Origin of the sequence: Sinomonas atrocyanea, assembly GCF_030811715.1 — a bacterium.
In the GTDB taxonomy this organism is placed as follows: domain Bacteria; phylum Actinomycetota; class Actinomycetes; order Actinomycetales; family Micrococcaceae; genus Sinomonas; species Sinomonas atrocyanea_A.
This window is the reverse complement of record NZ_JAUSRH010000002.1, coordinates 243,236-259,531: the sequence shown is the minus strand read 5'-3', so window position 1 is coordinate 259,531 and position 16,296 is coordinate 243,236. Positions and strand designations below refer to the sequence as shown.

At 73.6% G+C, this 16,296-nt stretch carries 14 protein-coding genes and 1 tRNA gene; 2 read left to right on the top strand and 13 right to left on the bottom strand.

Going from position 1 to position 16,296, the window contains the following annotated elements; translation table 11 throughout:
- Nucleotides 1–18 precede the first annotated feature (18 nt).
- From J2W21_RS04095 to J2W21_RS04070, 6 genes are all read right to left on the bottom strand, one after another.
- Nucleotides 19–2,742 carry a helix-turn-helix transcriptional regulator gene (locus J2W21_RS04095; RefSeq protein ID WP_307113234.1) on the bottom strand — a complete coding sequence of 908 codons (2,724 nt, stop codon included), beginning with the start codon at nt 2,740–2,742 and terminating at the stop codon, nt 19–21.
- Between the two features lie 112 nt (nt 2,743–2,854).
- Nucleotides 2,855–3,442, bottom strand: a complete 588-nt coding sequence (gene pth, locus J2W21_RS04090) for an aminoacyl-tRNA hydrolase (protein WP_307113233.1) — start codon at nt 3,440–3,442, stop codon at nt 2,855–2,857.
- Between the two features lie 108 nt (nt 3,443–3,550).
- Nucleotides 3,551–4,168: a 50S ribosomal protein L25/general stress protein Ctc gene (locus J2W21_RS04085; RefSeq protein ID WP_307113232.1), complete on the bottom strand. Its 618-nt coding sequence runs from the start codon at nt 4,166–4,168 to the stop codon at nt 3,551–3,553.
- Between the two features lie 225 nt (nt 4,169–4,393).
- The gene (locus J2W21_RS04080; protein ID WP_066496966.1) at nt 4,394–5,374 is read right to left on the bottom strand and encodes a ribose-phosphate diphosphokinase; all 981 of its coding nucleotides are present in this window, start codon (nt 5,372–5,374) and stop codon (nt 4,394–4,396) included.
- Entirely contained in the window at nt 5,375–6,934 is a 1,560-nt protein-coding gene (gene glmU, locus J2W21_RS04075; RefSeq protein WP_307113492.1) for a bifunctional UDP-N-acetylglucosamine diphosphorylase/glucosamine-1-phosphate N-acetyltransferase GlmU, read from the bottom strand. It lies immediately after the preceding gene.
- A gap of 122 nt (nt 6,935–7,056) precedes the next feature.
- Nucleotides 7,057–7,128: transfer RNA gene (locus J2W21_RS04070), tRNA-Gln, on the bottom strand.
- A gap of 178 nt (nt 7,129–7,306) precedes the next feature.
- Here J2W21_RS04070 and J2W21_RS04065 point away from each other — a divergent pair.
- Complete coding sequence (locus tag J2W21_RS04065) at nt 7,307–7,903, top strand: TetR/AcrR family transcriptional regulator (protein ID WP_307113491.1); 597 nt, start codon at nt 7,307–7,309, stop codon at nt 7,901–7,903.
- Here the strand turns inward: J2W21_RS04065 and J2W21_RS04060 are convergent.
- From J2W21_RS04060 to J2W21_RS04030, 7 genes are all read right to left on the bottom strand, one after another.
- Entirely contained in the window at nt 7,863–8,522 is a 660-nt protein-coding gene (locus J2W21_RS04060) for a DedA family protein (protein ID WP_307113231.1), read from the bottom strand. The genes J2W21_RS04065 and J2W21_RS04060 overlap by 41 nt on opposite strands.
- Before the next feature lie 59 nt (nt 8,523–8,581).
- Nucleotides 8,582–8,785 (bottom strand): hypothetical protein, encoded by a 204-nt coding sequence (locus J2W21_RS04055; RefSeq protein ID WP_307113230.1) that lies wholly within the window; start codon nt 8,783–8,785, stop codon nt 8,582–8,584.
- Between the two features lie 91 nt (nt 8,786–8,876).
- Entirely contained in the window at nt 8,877–10,688 is a 1,812-nt protein-coding gene (locus J2W21_RS04050; protein ID WP_307113229.1) for an ABC-F family ATP-binding cassette domain-containing protein, read from the bottom strand.
- 29 nt (nt 10,689–10,717) lie between these two features.
- Nucleotides 10,718–11,686, bottom strand: coding sequence for a 4-(cytidine 5'-diphospho)-2-C-methyl-D-erythritol kinase (locus tag J2W21_RS04045; RefSeq protein ID WP_307113228.1), 969 nt, complete (start codon nt 11,684–11,686; stop codon nt 10,718–10,720).
- Between the two features lie 9 nt (nt 11,687–11,695).
- On the bottom strand, nt 11,696–12,604 hold the full coding sequence (gene rsmA, locus J2W21_RS04040) for a 16S rRNA (adenine(1518)-N(6)/adenine(1519)-N(6))-dimethyltransferase RsmA (RefSeq protein ID WP_307113227.1): 909 nt from the start codon (nt 12,602–12,604) through the stop codon (nt 11,696–11,698).
- 47 nt (nt 12,605–12,651) lie between these two features.
- Nucleotides 12,652–13,824, bottom strand: coding sequence for a resuscitation-promoting factor (locus J2W21_RS04035; RefSeq protein WP_307113226.1), 1,173 nt, complete (start codon nt 13,822–13,824; stop codon nt 12,652–12,654).
- A 229-nt stretch (nt 13,825–14,053) separates the two neighbouring features.
- Complete coding sequence (locus J2W21_RS04030; protein WP_307113225.1) at nt 14,054–15,001, bottom strand: TatD family hydrolase; 948 nt, start codon at nt 14,999–15,001, stop codon at nt 14,054–14,056.
- 235 nt (nt 15,002–15,236) lie between these two features.
- On the opposite strand from J2W21_RS04030, the gene J2W21_RS04025 reads away from it, so the two are divergent.
- Nucleotides 15,237–16,295, top strand: coding sequence for an AAA family ATPase (locus J2W21_RS04025; protein ID WP_307113224.1), 1,059 nt, complete (start codon nt 15,237–15,239; stop codon nt 16,293–16,295).
- The last annotated feature ends 1 nt before the right edge of the window (nt 16,296 follow it).

Sequence of the window (16,296 nt, the reverse complement as noted above, 5' to 3'; positions counted from 1 at the left end):
GCGCCCCGCTGGGCAAGGTCACAGCAGGTCCGCCAGCTCGCCCCGGGTCGAGACGGAGAGCTTGGCGAAGATCTGGTAGAGGTGCCCTTCCACGGTGCGCACCGAGAGTCCGAGCAGCTCCGCGATGCGCCGGTTGGAGGTTCCGGACGCTGCGAGGGCCGCGACCTCCTGTTCGCGGTCGGTGAGAACTGCCGGCGCGTGCCGGGGCTCCACGGGAAGGACGGCGAGCCGGCCCGCCAGGGCGTCGAGGCGCGGGCGCAGGCGCCGCACCGCCCCGGCGTCGTCCATCTCCCGCGCCCGGTCGAGGGCCACGGCCGCGCACCGCGATTCGACGGCGTCGAGTTCGAGCGCGGCCGCAAGGTCCGCCGCCGCAGTCAGGTCTTCGAGCCGCCCGGTCCGGGTGCCGCGGGCCAGCAGGAGGGCGAGCTGGGCCAGCTGACCCTGCCGGTGCGCGCAGACCTCCTCGAGCAGGCGCAGGTCGTCGGCGTGGCCCCCCACCGTCGCCCCGAAGAGCTTGATGCCGGCCTGGTTCCACCGCCCCAAGGCGATGTCCTCGCGCGCCGAGGCCACGAGCCGGGAGGCCGCCTGCGGGTCCCCGGTCCACCGGCGTGCCATCTGGGAGCAGAAGTCGACGATCGAGCGGGTCTGGTAGCTGCCCTGCGGCCGCCAGCGCTCCAGCTTCTCGAGCCACTTCCGGGACGCCGGGGCATCGCCCAGCTGCGCGTAGGCGAAGGCGGTCGCGGCGTAGGCGGGCCCGAGCAGGCCCGCCGACGGCCCCCGCTCGAGGAGGGCGAGCGCGGAGAGGAGGGGGCCCAGCGCGTCGTGGCCGCGGCCCGCGTAGACGTACGCGAGTCCCGCGCCAAGCTCGAGGGAGGCCCCGGTCGCCCTGAGCCGCTCGAGCGACCATTGGGACGGGCTCCTGAGCAGGGCGAGCGCCTGCCGCCAGTGCCCGTTGAACAGGAGGACGGTGAAGGCGCGGGCTGCGAAGGCCTGCCGCAGCGGCGCCGAACCCTGCTTCTGTCCCATCTGCGCCGCGACCTCGTGCAGCAGGGCGAGCCCTTCCTGCTCCCTGCCGAGCATGGTCCTGGCCTCCATGAGGATGCAGGCTGCGCGCAGGCGGATCTCGTCGTCGGCAGGGTCGGGGTCCGCCACCATGGCCTCGAGTCGGTCCTCGATGCGGCGGTAGTCGCCCACGAAGGCCCTGTGCTCGAAGTCCGCGAGGTCCAGCACCGCGGCCGCCCGCCGGACCTCGGCATCCGGGCGCGGGCCGGACCCCGCGCCCAGCAGGAGCCTGGCGCGGGCATCGGCCAGGAGGCCCTCGACCTGCCCGGCGCGGTCCGGGATCCAGCGCATGGCCTCGGCCTGGGTTGCCGTGAGCTCGGCCACCGCTGAGGGGGCCAGGAGGGCGAGCTCGTCCTCGGCGACCTGGTCGAGGCAGGCGAGGGCCTGCTGGGGCAGCTGCAGCATGAGCAGGGCCCGGGCGCGCAGGTGCTGGACGGTGGGCCAGGTCGTGGCCTCGCGGTCGATCCCCTCGAGGCAGTCGAGCGCGAACCGCGGGGCGAACAGCCGCAGGGACGCGGAGGCGGCCGCGAGGGCGTGCCGCGGCGGCAGCAGGGTGTGGCACTCGCGCGTCCAGGCCGCCAGGCCGAGGAGTTCGAGGACGGCAATGGCCTCGACCGGGGGCTCGCCGTCGGACATCAGCAGCGTGCGCAGTTCGCGGCGGCGGGGCACGGAGAGCCACCCGCGGACCACCTCGCCCACGAGGGGGTCGGCGAGGGCCACCGTATGCCGCCCCCCGTCGTCGACGGTGATGAGGCCGTCGTCCTCCATCTGCGCGAGGTCCTCCCGGCGGAACACGGAGAGGAGCCGCTGCAGCGGGATGCGGCGTGCGCAGGCGAGGGCCTCGACGATGGTCTGGATGCGCGGGGGCTGCCGTTCGAGCCGGGCCCGCACGAGGTCGTCGATCTGGCGGATGCCGCCCATCTCGGCGTCGGGGGCAAGGGTCCACACGCCGTCCGCGGCGGCGAGGGCCCCCCGCTGCAGGAGTTCGGCTGCCACGAGCAGCGTCACCTGCGGGTTGCCCCGCGACATCGCCTGCAGCTGGAACCCGACGGTCTGGGGGACGATCCCTCCGAGCAGCAGGCGCAGTCCCTGGAGCGTCTCCTCGGGCGAGAGCGCGGCCAGGGGGATCTCGCGCAGCCGCCCCTCGGAGAGCATCCAGTGGAAGTCTGCGGGCAGCTCGCTCGCCCGGTCCGCGACGAGGACCACCTTGGCGGTGCCGGTGACCATGATGTTCACGAGGGTGGCGGTGCTGAGTTCGTCGAGGTTCTTGGAGGTCTCCAGCGACATCACCGCGGTGCGGCCGCCGGCGTCGGCGGCGACGAGCTGCAGGATGCCCCGCATGATCGATCCCGGGTCGGCCTGGGCGTCCTCGGGCAGCCGCGCAAGCAGCACCGCGAGCGCCCCATACGGGGTCCGGGTCCCCATGGTCGTGGAGCGCAGGCGGATGGTGTGGGCGGAGGCCTCGAGGCCGGTGAGCAGGGCCGAGGCCACCGCGGACTTGCCGGAGCTCGTGTCGCCGGTCAGCACCACGCCGTAGGAGCCGGGCGCGGCCAGCGCCGCCGCCGCCTCCGCGATCTCCCTGGATCTGACGGCGCGCGCCCACGCCAGCCTGTCGCCCGCGCGGACCTTCGCGTCCCGCAGGAGCTGGCCCGTCTCCTCTGCCTCGATCCGCGTCCGCATCTGACCTGCGCCCCCGTGCGTCGGCACGTCCCCCGCAAGGACGTGGCTGGGGCAACCGTACCGCCGCGGTCGGCGGTGCGAGCAGGGCCGAATGTCATGCCCTGCGCGAGGCCTACGCCTTGGCCGGGTGGAACTTCTGCTGGGCGGCGGCGAGGCCGTCCCGCGCGAGCATCTCGACAGCGTCCGCGGCCTCGTCGAGGAGGAACGGCAGTTCCTTCTTCTCGGTGGAGGCGAAGTCCCGCAGCACGAAGTCGGCGGCGTCCATGCGCCCGGGAGGCCGGCCCACGCCGACCCGCACCCGGAGGTAGTCCTTCGTGCCGAGGGCCTTGGAGATGTCCCGCAGGCCGTTGTGGCCGCCCTCGCCGCCGCCGAGCTTGAGCCGGACCGTGTTGAACGGGATGTCCAGCTCGTCGTGGACCGCGACGACGTGGCCGGGCTCGATCCCGTAGTACTTGGCGAGGGAGGAGGTCGGACCGCCGGAGACGTTCATGTAGGTCAGCGGCTTGGCGAGGACGGCGCGGGGGCCGCCCACCCAGAGCCGGCCCTCGAGGACGGCGGCGCGCGCCCCCTTGTGCGCGGCGAACCTCCCGCCCATGCGGGAGGCAAGGGCGTCGAGGACCATCTGCCCGACGTTGTGCCGGTTCCCGCTGTACTCGGGCCCGGGGTTGCCGAGGCCTACGACGAGCCAGGTGTCGGTCATGGGTGCGCTCCTTGGGGCTGGGCGGGCGATCGGCGGGCGGGCCCGCCACGTCGAAGCGGCCCGCCCCGGGTGGGACGGGCCGCCTGACGCAGTTCAGCAGTCGCGAGACTACTCGGCGGGGGCCTCCTCGGCCTCCTCGGCCTCCGGCGCCTCGGCGGCGGCCTCGGCCTCGCCGGCCTCCTCCGCGGCAACCTCGAGGGCCTCGGAGACGTTGACCACGAGGGTCTCGCCGTCGGTCAGGAGCGCCACGCCCTGGGGCAGGGCGATGTCGGCGGCGTGGACGTGCTGGCCGGCCTCGCGGCCCTCGACGCTGACCTCGAGGGCGGTCGGCAGGTGGGTCGCCTCGGCCTCGACCGAGACGGTCACGGCCTCCTGGTTGGCGACGAACCCGGCGGCCACCTCACCGGTGACGTGCACGGGGACGTCGACCGTGACCTTCTCACCGCGGCGGACCGTGAGGAGGTCGATGTGCTCGATCGTCTGGCGGACGGCGTTGCGCTGGATGTCCTTGACGATCGCGAGGTGCTCCTCGCCCGCGATGTCGAGCGTGAGGAGGGCGTTCGGGACGCGGACGGCGATCATGGTCTCGTGGCCCGGGAGGGTGACGTGGATCGGCTCGGCGCCGTGGCCGTAGATGACGGCGGGGATCTTGTGGGCGGCGCGGGCGCGACGGGCGTAGCCCTTGCCGAACTCGGCGCGCTTCTCGGCTGCGAGCTTCTCGCTCATGGTGTCTCCTTCGAGGTTCGTTTGGCGCGAGGTCTGCCGACCCCCGCCCGGCCCCGAGGGACACTGCGAAGGAACTGCCAGACCCAGTCGATCACGGAGCGGGCGCTCCCTCGCCAAGGTTCGCCGTCCATGCTACCGGGCGGCGGGACGCCCGCCAAAACGACGCACGACGGCGCCGTCCCCGCCTCAGGTGGGGACACCGCCGTCGTGCGTGGGGTGCTGCAGTCAGCTGCGGCCGTCGAAGAGGGACGTGACCGAGCCGTCGTCGAAGACCTCGTGGATCGCGCGGGCGATGAGCGGGGCGATCGAGAGGACGGTGAGCTGCTCGAAGCGCTTCTCGGCGGGGATCGGCAGCGTGTTGGTCACCACGACCTCGCGGGCGCCGGACTCGGCCAGGCGCTGCGCCGCCGGGTCGGAGAACACGGCGTGGGTCGCGGCGATGATGACGGAGCGGGCGCCGGCGTTCTTCAGGACCGTGACGGCGCCGGAGATCGTGCCGCCGGTGTCGATCATGTCGTCGATGAGCACGCAGTCGCGGCCCTCGATCTGGCCGACAACGGTCTTGGAGACCGCGGAGTTGGGCACGTTGACGTCGCGGGACTTGTGCACGAACGCGAGCGGGGCGCCGCCGAGGCGCTCGGCCCACTGCTCGGCGACGCGCACGCGGCCGGTGTCCGGGGAGACGACCGTGACCTTGTTCAGGTCCACGCGCGTGCGCACGTAGTCGGCCAGGAGCGGGATGGCCATGAGGTGGTCGACGGGTCCGTCGAAGAAGCCCTGGATCTGCGCCGTGTGCAGGTCCACGCTCATGAGGCGGTCCGCGCCGGCGGTCTTGTAGAGGTCCGCCATGAGGCGCGCCGAGATGGGCTCGCGGCCGCGGTGCTTCTTGTCCTGCCGGGCGTAGGGGTAGAACGGGGAGACGACCGTGATCCGCTTGGCGCTGGCACGCTTGAGCGAGTCGATCATGATCAGCTGCTCCATGATCCAGTTGTTGATCGGCGCGGGGTGCGCCTGGATCACGAACGCGTCGGCGCCGCGGACGCTCTCCTCGAAGCGGACGTAGGTCTCCCCGTTCGCGAAGTCGTACGCCGAGGTCGGCAGCAGCTCGGTGCCGAGCTCCTTGGCGATCTCCTGCGCGAGCTCCGGGTGGGCGCGCCCGGAGGCGAGCACCAGGCGCTTCTCGCCATTGGCCGTGATCTCGGTCATCTACTTGCCTTCTTCTTTCTTCGAGGGGGATGCGGCGGAGGAAGGTGATTCGGGGGCCTCGTCGGCGGCGCCGGCCGCCGCGGCCCGGGCTCCGGCAGCCGCGGCCGCGGACGGCGAGCCGGCGCGGTGCGCCTCGGTCCACCCCTCGGCGTTGCGCTGCGGGGCGACGGAGAGGGCCAGGGCCCCGGCGGGCACGTCCTTGCGCACGATCGCGCCGGCGGCCGTGTAGGCGCCGTCGCCGACGGTGACGGGGGCCACGAAGACCGTGTTCGAGCCGGTGCGCACCTGGGCACCGATCACGGTGCGGTGCTTGTGGACGCCGTCGTAGTTGGCGGTGATGTTGCCGCAGCCGATGTTCGCGCCCTCGCCGACCTCGGCGTCCCCCACGTAGCCGAGGTGCGAGAGCTTGGCGCCGCGGCCGATCTGGGCGTTCTTCGTCTCGTAGAACGCGCCGATCTTGCCGTCGGGCCCGAGCCGGGTGCCGGCACGGAGGTAGGTGAAGGGGCCCACGGTGGCGCCGGCGCCGATCTCGGATCCGGTCCCGTCGGTGCGCTTCACGGTCGCGCCCTCGCGGACCACGCAGTCGGTGAGGGTCGTGTCGGGTCCGATCACTGCCTCGCGCTCCACGACCGTGGCGCCGTGCAGCTGGGTGTTGGGCTTGAGGGTGACGTCCTCGGCGAGCTGCACCGTTGCGTCGACCCACGTGGTGGCGGGGTCCACCACCGTCACGCCGGCGCGCATCCAGGCGTCGAGGATGCGCCGGTTGTGCTCGGCGGCGAGGGCCTGCAGCTGGACGCGGTCGTTGGCGCCCTCGACCTGCCAGCGGTCCGTGGTGGCGAGCGCGGAGACGCGGCCGCCGGCGGCGCGGGCGATCGCGAGGACGTCGGTGAGGTACTTCTCGCCCTGCGCGTTCTCGGTGGTGACCTGCCGGAGCGCCTCGCGCAGCACGGCGGCCTCGAAGGCGTAGATGCCCGAGTTGACCTCGCGGATGGCGCGCTCGGCGGCCGAGGCGTCCTTGTGCTCGCGGATCCCGGCGACCGTGCCGTCGTCCTCGCGCAGGATGCGGCCGTAGCCGGTCGCGTCCTCGAGCACGGCGGTGAGGACGGTGACGGCGTTGCCGGCGCCCTCATGCTCGGCGACGAGCTCGGCCAGCAGCGCGGTGGTCAGCAGCGGCACGTCGCCGTAGGTCACCACGACGGTGCCCGCTAGCTGGCCGCCCTCGGCCTCGGCGTCGAGCGCCTCGAGGGCCACCTCGACCGCGCGCCCGGTCCCGGGGACCTCGTCCTGGTCGACGATGACGGCGGCCGGGTCGTGCTCGGCGATGTGCGCGGCGACGAGGTCCCGCTCGTGCCGCACGACGGCGGCGAGCCGGCCCGGCGCGAGGCCGCGGGCGGCGTCGAGCGCGTGGGCGACCATCGAGCGGCCGCCGAGCGGGTGGAGGATCTTGGGGGTGCGCGACTTCATGCGCGTCCCCGCCCCGGCGGCGAGGACGATCACGGCGGCGGGGCCGTGCTGTCCGTGGGCCGCGCTCGGGGCGCCGGCGGGATGCGGCCGCCCCAGGTCCTGTGCTGTTGCGCTCTGTCCGGGGGTCTCCGCATTCACTGTCGCTGGCTCTCCTGGTCGATCGGCTGGCGAGTGGGGCTGTCGGCAATTCTAGCCAGTGCCGTCGGCTGGCCATTGCGTTCCGCCCCTAGGATTCGAACCTAGACTGCACGGCTCCAAAGGCCGGCGTGCTGCCGTTACACCAGGGCGGAGTGCACGCTGCCGCCGGAACGGGCGCGGCACAGTGGTCAATTCTGCCATGGATGGGCGCGCTGGAAGGCCGCGCAGGCCGCCCGCACTAGGATGGCCATCGTGTTGCCGTCCGAGCCCGAGCGCGCCGCCGCCCCCGCGGCGGCGCCCGGACGGGACCCCGCCGCGGCGCGAGTGCGGATGAGCGGGCCCCAGCGCCGCCTCCAGCTGGTCGACGTGGGCCGGTCGGTGTTCGCGGCCAAGGGCCTCGACGGGGCCACGATCGAGGAGATCGCGGCCGCCGCGGGCGTGAGCAAGCCCGTGGTCTACGAGCACTTCGGGTCGAAGGAGGGCCTGTACCGGCAGGTCGTCGAGCACGAGTCGGAGAGCCTGCTCGAGGCGATCCGCTCCTCGCTGGGCGGAAAGGCCCGGCCGCGGGTGCTCGTGGAGCGCGCCGCGCTCGCGCTGCTCGGGTACATCGAGGAGAACACGGACGGTTTCCGGATCGTGGTCCGCGACGCGCCGCCCGGGCAGCGGGAGGGCGCGCTGTCGAGCATCCTCTCGCGCGTGGCCGCGCGGGTCGAGCACATCCTCGGAGACGAGTTCTCCGCCCGCGGGTTCAGCACGGGCGACGGCGCGATGTACGCCCAGATGCTCGTGGGCATGGTGGCGATGACGGGGCAGTGGTGGCTGGACGCCCGCTCCCCCGACAAGCACGCCGTGGCCGCGCACCTGGTCAACCTCGCGTGGAACGGGCTCACTGGCCTTCAGAGGGATCCGGGGCTGGTCGACTCCTGAACGCCCGCTCGTCGCGACGGTCCGCGCGCCCCCTGCGCACGCGCCAGACGACGATGGCGATGACGGCGACGACGCCCACCACCGCGGCGATGTCCCGGCCCGCAGCCTTGGCGACCACCTCGTAGGACGCCCCGGCGACGTAGCCGAGCACGGCGAACCCTGTCCCCCACACCGCCCCGCCCAGGGCGTTGAAGGCGAGGAACCTCGGGTACGGCATGCGGGACGCGCCGGCGAGGGCGGGCATCATGGCTCGGAAGAAGGCGACGAACCGGCCCAGGAACACGGCGGATCCGCCGCGCCGGCGCAGGAATTCCTGGGCGTCGTCGAGGCGCCGCCGGTGCCGGTCGAAGACCCGGAAGCCGAGCAGGCGGGGGCCCAGATGCCGGCCGATCTCATACCCGACGGTGTCGCCGAGGATCGCGGCGAGCACGATCAGGGGCGCCATGATCCACAGGTCCGCCTTGCCCTGGTTGGCGAGCACCCCGCCCAGCACGGCGGCGGTCTCGCCTGGGATCACGAAGCCGATGAAGATCGCGTCCTCGGCGAAGACGAGGGCGAACACGGCCAGGTACGCCACGAGCGGCGGCACCGCCAGGATCGCTGCGACGAAGGAGCCCATCTAGCCGATGCTAGGGGGCGAGGCTGGGAGCGGCCAGAGTCCGGCCCCGCGCGGGCCGGTCAGCTGCGCCGGCGCTGGACGTCGGCGGCGTCCGAGCTGTGCACCATGTGGCGGCCCTGGCCGCCGTGCTCGATGACCCACAGCACCGATCCGTCCGGCGCCACCGCGTCGACGATGCCCGAGACCGAGAGCCGGCCGGGCTCGACGACGGTGACCAGGTCCCCCGGCACCACCGAGGTGAAGTCGTCGCTCCGAGCGCCCATGCGTGTCCCTTCCGCGAGCCCCCATGGCCTGCTGCGCCCAGCGTAGGCGGGGCCGGTGGCCACGTGGTGGCGGGAGTGTGAACGCTCGGCGCTACTCGAGGACCTCGGAGGCTTCGAGCCATGCGAGCTCGAGCTCGTCCTTCTGTCCGTGCAGCTCGTTCAGCTGGGCGTTGAGGTCTCCGAGGCGGACGAAGTCCTCGGCGGAAGCGGCCATCTGGGCGTGCAGCTTCTCCTCCTGGGCGGCGAGCTTGCCGAGCTGGCGCTCGATGCGGGAGAGCTCCTTGCGGGCCTCCCGCTTCTCGGCCTCGGAGCGGCCGGGCGCGGCCGGTGCGGCCTCGGCGTCCTGGGGCGACTGGCCGGGCAGCGCCTCGGCGGCCGCGAGCGCGGCCTCGCGCAGGGCGAGGTACTGCTCGACGCCGCCGGGCAGGTCGCGCAGCTTCCCGTCGCCGAGGAGGGCGAGCTGGTGGTCGGTGACGCGCTCGAGCAGGTACCGGTCGTGGCTGACGACGACGAGGGTGCCGGGCCATCCGTCGAGGACGTCCTCGACGGCGGCGAGGGTGTCGGTGTCGAGGTCGTTCGTGGGCTCGTCGAGCATGAGCACGTTGGGCTCGCCGACGAGGAGGCGCAGGAGCTGGAGCCGGCGCCGTTCGCCGCCGGAGAGCTCTGACACGCGGGTCCACTGCTTCTCGTTGGTGAAGCCCAGCTGCTCGACGAGCTGGCCGGCCGTGAGCTCCTTCGAGCCCACGGTGAACGTCTGCTTCTCGCGCTGGATGACCTCGATGACGCGCAGGTCGGCCACGTCGTCGAGCTCGCGGACGTCCTGGCTGAGCACGGCGGGGACCACGGTCTTGCCGCGCTTGACCCGGCCCGAGGTCGGGGCGATGTCCCCCGAGAGCAGCCGCAGGAGCGTGGACTTCCCGGCGCCGTTGACGCCGACGAGTCCCACCCGCTCGCCGGGGGCCAGCCGCAGCGTGATGCCGTCCAGGAGCGGCTTCGCGTGCGGGTCGCCCCCGTCGTAGGCGAGGGTCACGTCCTCGAGGTCGATCACGTCCTTGCCGAGCCGCGCGGTGGCCATCTTCGACAGGGCCACGGTGTCCCGCGGCTCGGGGACGTCGGAGATGAGGGCGTTCGCGGCCTCGATGCGGAACTTGGGCTTGGAGGTGCGGGCGGGCGCGCCGCGGCGGAGCCAGGCGAGCTCCTTCTTCACGAGGTTCGCGCGCTTGCCCTCGACGACGGCGGCCATCCGGTCGCGTTCGGCGCGGGCCAGGACGTAGGCGGCGTAGCCGCCCTCGAAGGGCTCGACGATCCCGTCGTGGACCTCCCACGTGTCGTTGCAGACCTCGTCGAGGAACCAGCGGTCGTGGGTGACCACGAGGAAGGCGCCCTCGGTGGGCCGCCACCTTGTCTTGAGGTGGCGCGCGAGCCATGCCACGCCCTCCACGTCGAGGTGGTTGGTGGGCTCGTCGAGCATGATGACGTCGTGCGGCTCGATGAGGAGCTTGGCCAGGGCGACGCGCCGCTTCTGGCCGCCGGAGAGGGAGTGCACCTGCGCGTGCCAGTCGACGTCGGCCACGAGGCCGCCCATGATGTCGCGGATGGTGGGGTTCGAGGCCCACTCGTAGTCGGCGCGGTCCCCCACGATCGCCGCGCCCACCGTGAGGTCGCCGTCGAGCACGTCGCCCTGGTCGAGGTAGCCGACGTTGACGCCGCGGCGCCAGGTGACGCGGCCGGCGTCGGGCGTCAGCCGCTGGGCGAGGAGGCGCATGAGGGTCGACTTGCCGTCGCCGTTGCGGCCCACGATCCCGATCCGGTCGCCCTCGTTGAGCCCGACCGTGACGCCGTCGAGCACGGTGCGCGTGCCGAAGGAGATGGCCAGGCTCTCGCCGCCGAGGAGGTGTGCCACAGGAATCCTTGCCAGTCGGGTGAAGGGGACTACAGAAGGGTATCGCTGACGATCCGCGCCCCGGGCACGGGACCGTGGACGGCGAGCGCCCCGATCCCGTGGTGCGCGAGCTCCTCCGCGAGGTCGGCGGCAGCTCCGGCGTCGGCGGCGAGGAGGGCGACGGTGGGCCCGGAGCCGGAGACGATCGAGGCGAGCGCCCCGTGCGAGTCCGCCCAGCCGAGCGTGTCGCGCAGCTGCGGGGCGAGGCCCACCGCGGCGCGCTGCAGGTCGTTGACCAGCAGGTGGGACAGGCCGCCGGCGTCCCCGGCCCTCAGGGCGGCCAGGACGGCGGGCTCGACGTGCGTGGGCTCGGGGACGCTGAGGCCCTCCGCGTCGCGCAGGCGGTCCAGCTCGGCGAACACCGCGGGCGTGCTGAGGCCGAACGGAGCCGGGACGAGGACCCAGTCGAACCGCGTGGTGGCCAGTGCCGGGGAGAGCTGGTCCCCGACCCCCAGTCCCACGGCGGCGCCGCCGAGGAGCGCGAAGGGCACGTCGGCTCCGAGCTCGGCGGCGACGTGCGCGAGCTCCTCCTTCGACAGGCCCGAGCCCCAGAGGGCGTCGCAGGCGAGGAGGGCGGCGGCGGCGTCGGCGGATCCCCCGCCCATGCCGCCGGCCACGGGAACGCGTTTGGTGATGGTCAGGTGCACGCCGGTGGGGTTCTCGGTCATCTCCGCCATGAGGCGCGCGGCGCGCACGGCGAGGTTGCGCTCGTCGAGGGGGATGTCCAGCTCGTCGAGGTCGAGGGCGCTCTCGGGGCTCAGGCTCACCGTCACGCCCGGCTCGGGCGAGGTGGTCGCGGTGACCTCCTCGAACAGCGAGACGGCGAGGTAGATGCTGGCCACCGAGTGGTAGCCGTCGGGGCGGCGGGGGCCGACCCGGAGGGAGACGTTGACCTTGCCCGGAGCGCGGACCTTCACGGACCTCGGGCGGGCGTCGGGTCCGGAGGGGCTGGTGCGCATGCCCCCACGCTATCGGACGGCGTCGGTCGCGGGCGCACCCGCGTCGGCCGGGCGGTGCTGCTCGGCGATGCGGGCGAAGTCGGCGACGCCGAGGACCTCGCCGCGGGCCTGCGGGTCCACGCCGGCGGCCCGGAGCGCCCGCTCGGCCTCGGCACCCGAGCCCGCCCAGCCGGAGAGCGCGGCCCGCAGGGTCTTGCGGCGCTGGGCGAAGGCGGCGTCGATGACCGCGAAGACCTCGCGGCGGGTCGCGGAGGTGGCCGGCGGCTCGGTGCGCGTGAACGCCACGAGGCCGGAGTGGATCTTGGGCGCGGGCCAGAAGACGTTCATGCCGATCACGCCGGCCTTGCGCATGGTCCCGTACCACGCGGCCTTGACGCTGGGGACGCCGTAGACCTTGGAGCCGGGCTCGGCGGCGAGGCGGTCTGCCACCTCGTCCTGGACCATGACGAGGCCGTGGCGCAGCGACGGGAAGTGCTCGAGGAGGTGGAGGACCACGGGGACGGCGACGTTGTAGGGCAGGTTCGCCACGACCGCGCTGGGCTGGGCGAACGGCCCCGCCGGGAGCTCGGTGACCTTCAGGGCGTCGGAGAGCACGAGGGCGAAGCGGCCGACGGCGTCGGGCCGCCACCGCTCGACCGTCGCCGGGAGCCGGCCGGCGAGGACGGGGTCGATCTCGACCGCCACGACGTTCGCCGCCGCGTCGAGCAGGCCGAGGGTGAGCGAGCCGAGGCCGGGGCCGACCTCGAGGACCGTCTCGGACGGGTCGAGTCGGGCCGAGATGACGATGCGGCGGATGGTGTTGCCGTCGATCACGAAGTTCTGCCCGAGGGTCTTGGTGGGCCGGATCCCCAGCTCGCCCGCGAGGGCACGGATGTCGGCGGCGCCGAGGAGCGGGCGGGTGCCGGGGGCGTCAGTCACCCGAGCATCCTACCGGGGGCAGAGGGCCGCCTCAGCCGCCGGGCCTCTCAGCCCGCCGCGCCCGCGCAGCCCCAAGGTCCGAGGCCGGCCTTTGCGTAATACGTGTTGGCGACGGCGATCTGCTGCTCGCGGGTGGCGAGGGCCGCGTTGGGGGCGTAATTGCCGCCGCCGTTGGCGATCCAGGACGAGATGTCGAACTGGAGGCCGCCGTAGTAGCCGTTGCCGGTGTTCGCGGCCCAGTTGCCGCTGGACTCGCACTGGGCGATCTTGTCCCACATCGCGGCGTTCATGACGGCGGGGGCGGCGGCGCCGGTGTTCTTGCCGGCATCCTGGGCGGCCGGGTCCGCCTTCGGCTTCGTGCCGACGAGGATCTTCTCCGTCACCGCGGCCCGGGTCACGCTCTGGGACACGAACGAGCGCTGCGCCACGCGGCCGTCCACGGTGACGCTGCTGTAGTGCTTCTCGACGGTGCCGTCCACGCCCTGCTGGACCACCTTCGTCTCGCCCTCGGGCAGGTCAGCGCTCTCGGTCTTCTCCGTGCTGTACGGGAGCGTCTCGGTGACGGTGCTCGCGGCGGAGGTGTCCACGCGGGTGACCTTGAGGGCCATGTTCGCCACGATGGGCGCATTGCGGGGGGCCGAGACGTGGTCGGCCGCACCGGGGGTGATCCCCAGCTCGGTGAGCAGGTCCGCGACGGTGGCGGCCGTCGTCGTGCGCGTCACGGGGGTGCCGTCGACGACGATTGTGACGTCCTTCGGCGTGCTGATCCTGATCGGGGCGATGCCGGCGTCGAGGTGGGTGGAGCGGTCGAGCGAGACGAGTGAGGCCGAGGCGACCCCGAGCTGGCTCACGAGCGCGGCGACGTCGGGCGCGGTCGTGTCCACGGTGCGCTCGGCCCCGTCGAGGTCGACCGTGACGCGCTTGGCGCGGCTGACCGTGACCACGGAGCCGTCGGTGACCGTCGTGCCGAGGGCGGGCGAGACGCGGTCCGCCGAGCCGAGCTGCACGGACGCGCTGCGGACCACGTCGTCGACGGTGGAGGCGAACGTCGTGACGGTGCTGGCCTGCCCGTCGACGGAGAGGGTCACGGTCTTGCCGTTCACCACGAAGGCCGTGGTCCCGAGGGCCAGCGCGGCCACGACGGCGGCCTGGCCCGCGGCGCGGACGGGGGAACGGCGGGGACGGACCGGTCGTGCTGCTCGGCGGCCGTGTTTGCTCACAGGGGTCCAATCGTCGGTCCATCCGGGCACGGCGGCCCCGGGCACGGGGCAGGGAGGACCGGAAGATGGACGGCGGGCGCCCGCGGCACTGCTCCTGCCTCACCCCGAGGGGGCAAGTGCCCGGCGTCTGCGGCGACCCCGGCTGTTGAGGTTCACAGTAACCGAAACGTTACACAGAGGCCAGTCAGATCACGGAACGGCTACGAGGACGGCGCGCGGCCTTGTCAGCTCAGTCCCAGGACCCGTAGGCCTGCTCGGTGTTGGCCGAGAGCCGCGAGCAGAGCTCGGCGAGGTCGGCGCCGAGGACCTCGGCCATGGAGCGCACGGTGTACGGCACCATGTAGCTCGCGTTGGGGCGCCCGCGGTACGGGTGCGGCGTGAGGTACGGCGAGTCGGTCTCCACGAGGATCCTGTCCGGCTCCGCGATGGCGAGGGCACGGCGCAGGCTGTCCGCGTTCTTGAACGTCATCGTCCCGGCGAAGGACATGAACCAGCCATGCTCGTTGCAGGTCCTGGCGAGGTCCTCGTCGCCCGAGAAGCAGTGGAACACGACCGTCTCGGGGGCGCCCTCCTCGGAGAGGAGGCGGACCACGTCCTCGTGGGCGTCGCGGTCGTGGATCTGCAGGGTCTTGCCGAGGCGCTTGGCGAGGTCGATGTGCCAGCGGAAGGAGTCGTGCTGGATGGCCAGGGCATCGCCCTTCGAGCGGAAGTAGTCCAGCCCCGTCTCCCCGATGGCGCGCACCCGCGGGTGCGCGGCGAGCTGCTCGATCTCGGCGTAGGCGGCCTCGAGCTCGCCGCGCGCGGCGTAGCGGGGGGCGTCGTTCGGGTGCAGGGCGACGGCGCCGAGCAGGCGGGAGTCGGCGTCGAGCGCCTGCACCGTGAAGCGGGAGGAGGGCAGGTCGCAGCCCACCTGGACGGCGCGGTCCACGCCCACCCCGGCCGCGGCGTCGAGCGCCTCCTTGACGCCGACCTCCACGAGCCCGTCCCGGAAGTTCAGGTGGGTGTGGTTGTCCGCCACCGGCACGGGCAGCGGCTCCGGCGCCGGCGGGTACTCGAGGCGGCGTGAGCGGCCCGACTCGTCCGTGGCGGCGCGGCGGCCGCCCGTCGGCGTGGCCGTCTCCTCCGCCTCGGCGGCGTCAGTGGGGCGGTAGGCGGCGGGCGGGTGGGCTGAGCACATGGCCTCCACTGTAGTTCGCGGACCGGCCCGCGCCCGCCCGAGCCCGCCCCGCGCCGCCGCGGGCCGGGCGCGGGCCGGGCGCGGGCCGGGCGCCGGCCGGGCGCGGGCCGGGCGCCCGCTGGGCGCTCGCTGGGCCGAGCGCGATGCGGCCGCTGCGGGTAACGTGGAGCTAGGTGTGGCGCACGCCACAGCACCAGGGCCGCACGCATGCGGGCGGCCGGCCGGGAGGGCGCACATGGACGGTCATCAGGGCGGGGTCGATCAGGCGGGGGGCTCGGTGAGCCCCCTGCGTGCGCTCCACCACGTCGAGGCGCCCGAGCCCATGGAGGCGGCGCGCTTCAAGGCCGCGTGCGAGCGGATCCTCGCCTCCATCGGCCAGGTGGTCGACGGCCAGGCGGAGGCCGCGCGCCTGGCCCTCACCGTCCTGCTCGCCCAGGGCCACCTGCTCGTCGAGGACGTTCCCGGCGTCGGCAAGACGATGCTGGCCAAGACCCTGGCCCGGTCCATCGACTGCTCGGTCAGCCGCATCCAGTTCACCCCTGACCTCCTACCCAGCGACGTGACCGGCGTCTCCATCTACAACCAGGCCACCCGGCAGTTCGAGTTCCGCCCCGGCGCCGTGTTCGCGAACATCGTGATCGGCGACGAGATCAACCGTGCCTCGGCCAAGACCCAGTCCGCGCTGCTCGAGTGCATGGAGGAGCACCAGGTCACCGTGGACGGGACCTCCTACGTGCTCAGCGAGCCGTTCATGGTCGTCGCGACGCAGAACCCGATCGAGATGGAGGGCACCTATCCCCTCCCCGAGGCCCAGCGGGACCGCTTCATGGCGCGCATCTCGATGGGGTACCCGGACGCCGCCGCCGAGGCGGAGATGCTCGAGAGCCACCAGTCGGACTCCCCTCTGCTGCGGGTCGAGCCGGTGGTGGACGCGGCCGAGATCCGGGCGATGATCGCCACCGTCAAGGACGTCTTCGTCTCAGCTCCGGTGCGGGACTACACGGTGCAGCTCGGCCGCGCGACCCGGGCGAGCGAGCGGATCCGCCTGGGCGCGAGCCCCCGTGCCGTCCTCGCGCTCCTGCGCGCGGCGAAGGCCCGCGCGGCCCTTGCCGGACGCGACTTCGTGCTGCCCGACGACGTCGCCGCGATGGCGCCGGCGGTCCTCACGCACCGTCTCGTCCTCGAGCGCCGGGCATCGGGCAGCGGGCTCACCGCGGCCGCCGTGCTGCGGGCAGTCGTGGACTCTGTCCCGGTCCCCGTCGCCGCCCAGTCCGGCGCCCGGCGCCACGGATAGG

Bases quoted from the DNA above. Each gene is read 5' to 3' on its own strand.
- J2W21_RS04095 (WP_307113234.1), bottom strand. From the start codon at position 2,742: ATGCGGACGCGGATCGAGGCAGAGGAGACGGGCCAGCTCCTGCGGGAC.
- pth (WP_307113233.1), bottom strand. From the start codon at position 3,442: ATGACCGACACCTGGCTCGTCGTAGGCCTCGGCAACCCCGGGCCCGAG.
- J2W21_RS04085 (WP_307113232.1), bottom strand. From the start codon at position 4,168: ATGAGCGAGAAGCTCGCAGCCGAGAAGCGCGCCGAGTTCGGCAAGGGC.
- J2W21_RS04080 (WP_066496966.1), bottom strand. From the start codon at position 5,374: ATGACCGAGATCACGGCCAATGGCGAGAAGCGCCTGGTGCTCGCCTCC.
- J2W21_RS04065 (WP_307113491.1), top strand. From the start codon at position 7,307: ATGAGCGGGCCCCAGCGCCGCCTCCAGCTGGTCGACGTGGGCCGGTCG.
- J2W21_RS04060 (WP_307113231.1), bottom strand. From the start codon at position 8,522: ATGGGCTCCTTCGTCGCAGCGATCCTGGCGGTGCCGCCGCTCGTGGCG.
- J2W21_RS04055 (WP_307113230.1), bottom strand. From the start codon at position 8,785: ATGGGCGCTCGGAGCGACGACTTCACCTCGGTGGTGCCGGGGGACCTG.
- J2W21_RS04045 (WP_307113228.1), bottom strand. From the start codon at position 11,686: ATGCGCACCAGCCCCTCCGGACCCGACGCCCGCCCGAGGTCCGTGAAG.
- J2W21_RS04030 (WP_307113225.1), bottom strand. From the start codon at position 15,001: ATGTGCTCAGCCCACCCGCCCGCCGCCTACCGCCCCACTGACGCCGCC.
- J2W21_RS04025 (WP_307113224.1), top strand. From the start codon at position 15,237: ATGGACGGTCATCAGGGCGGGGTCGATCAGGCGGGGGGCTCGGTGAGC.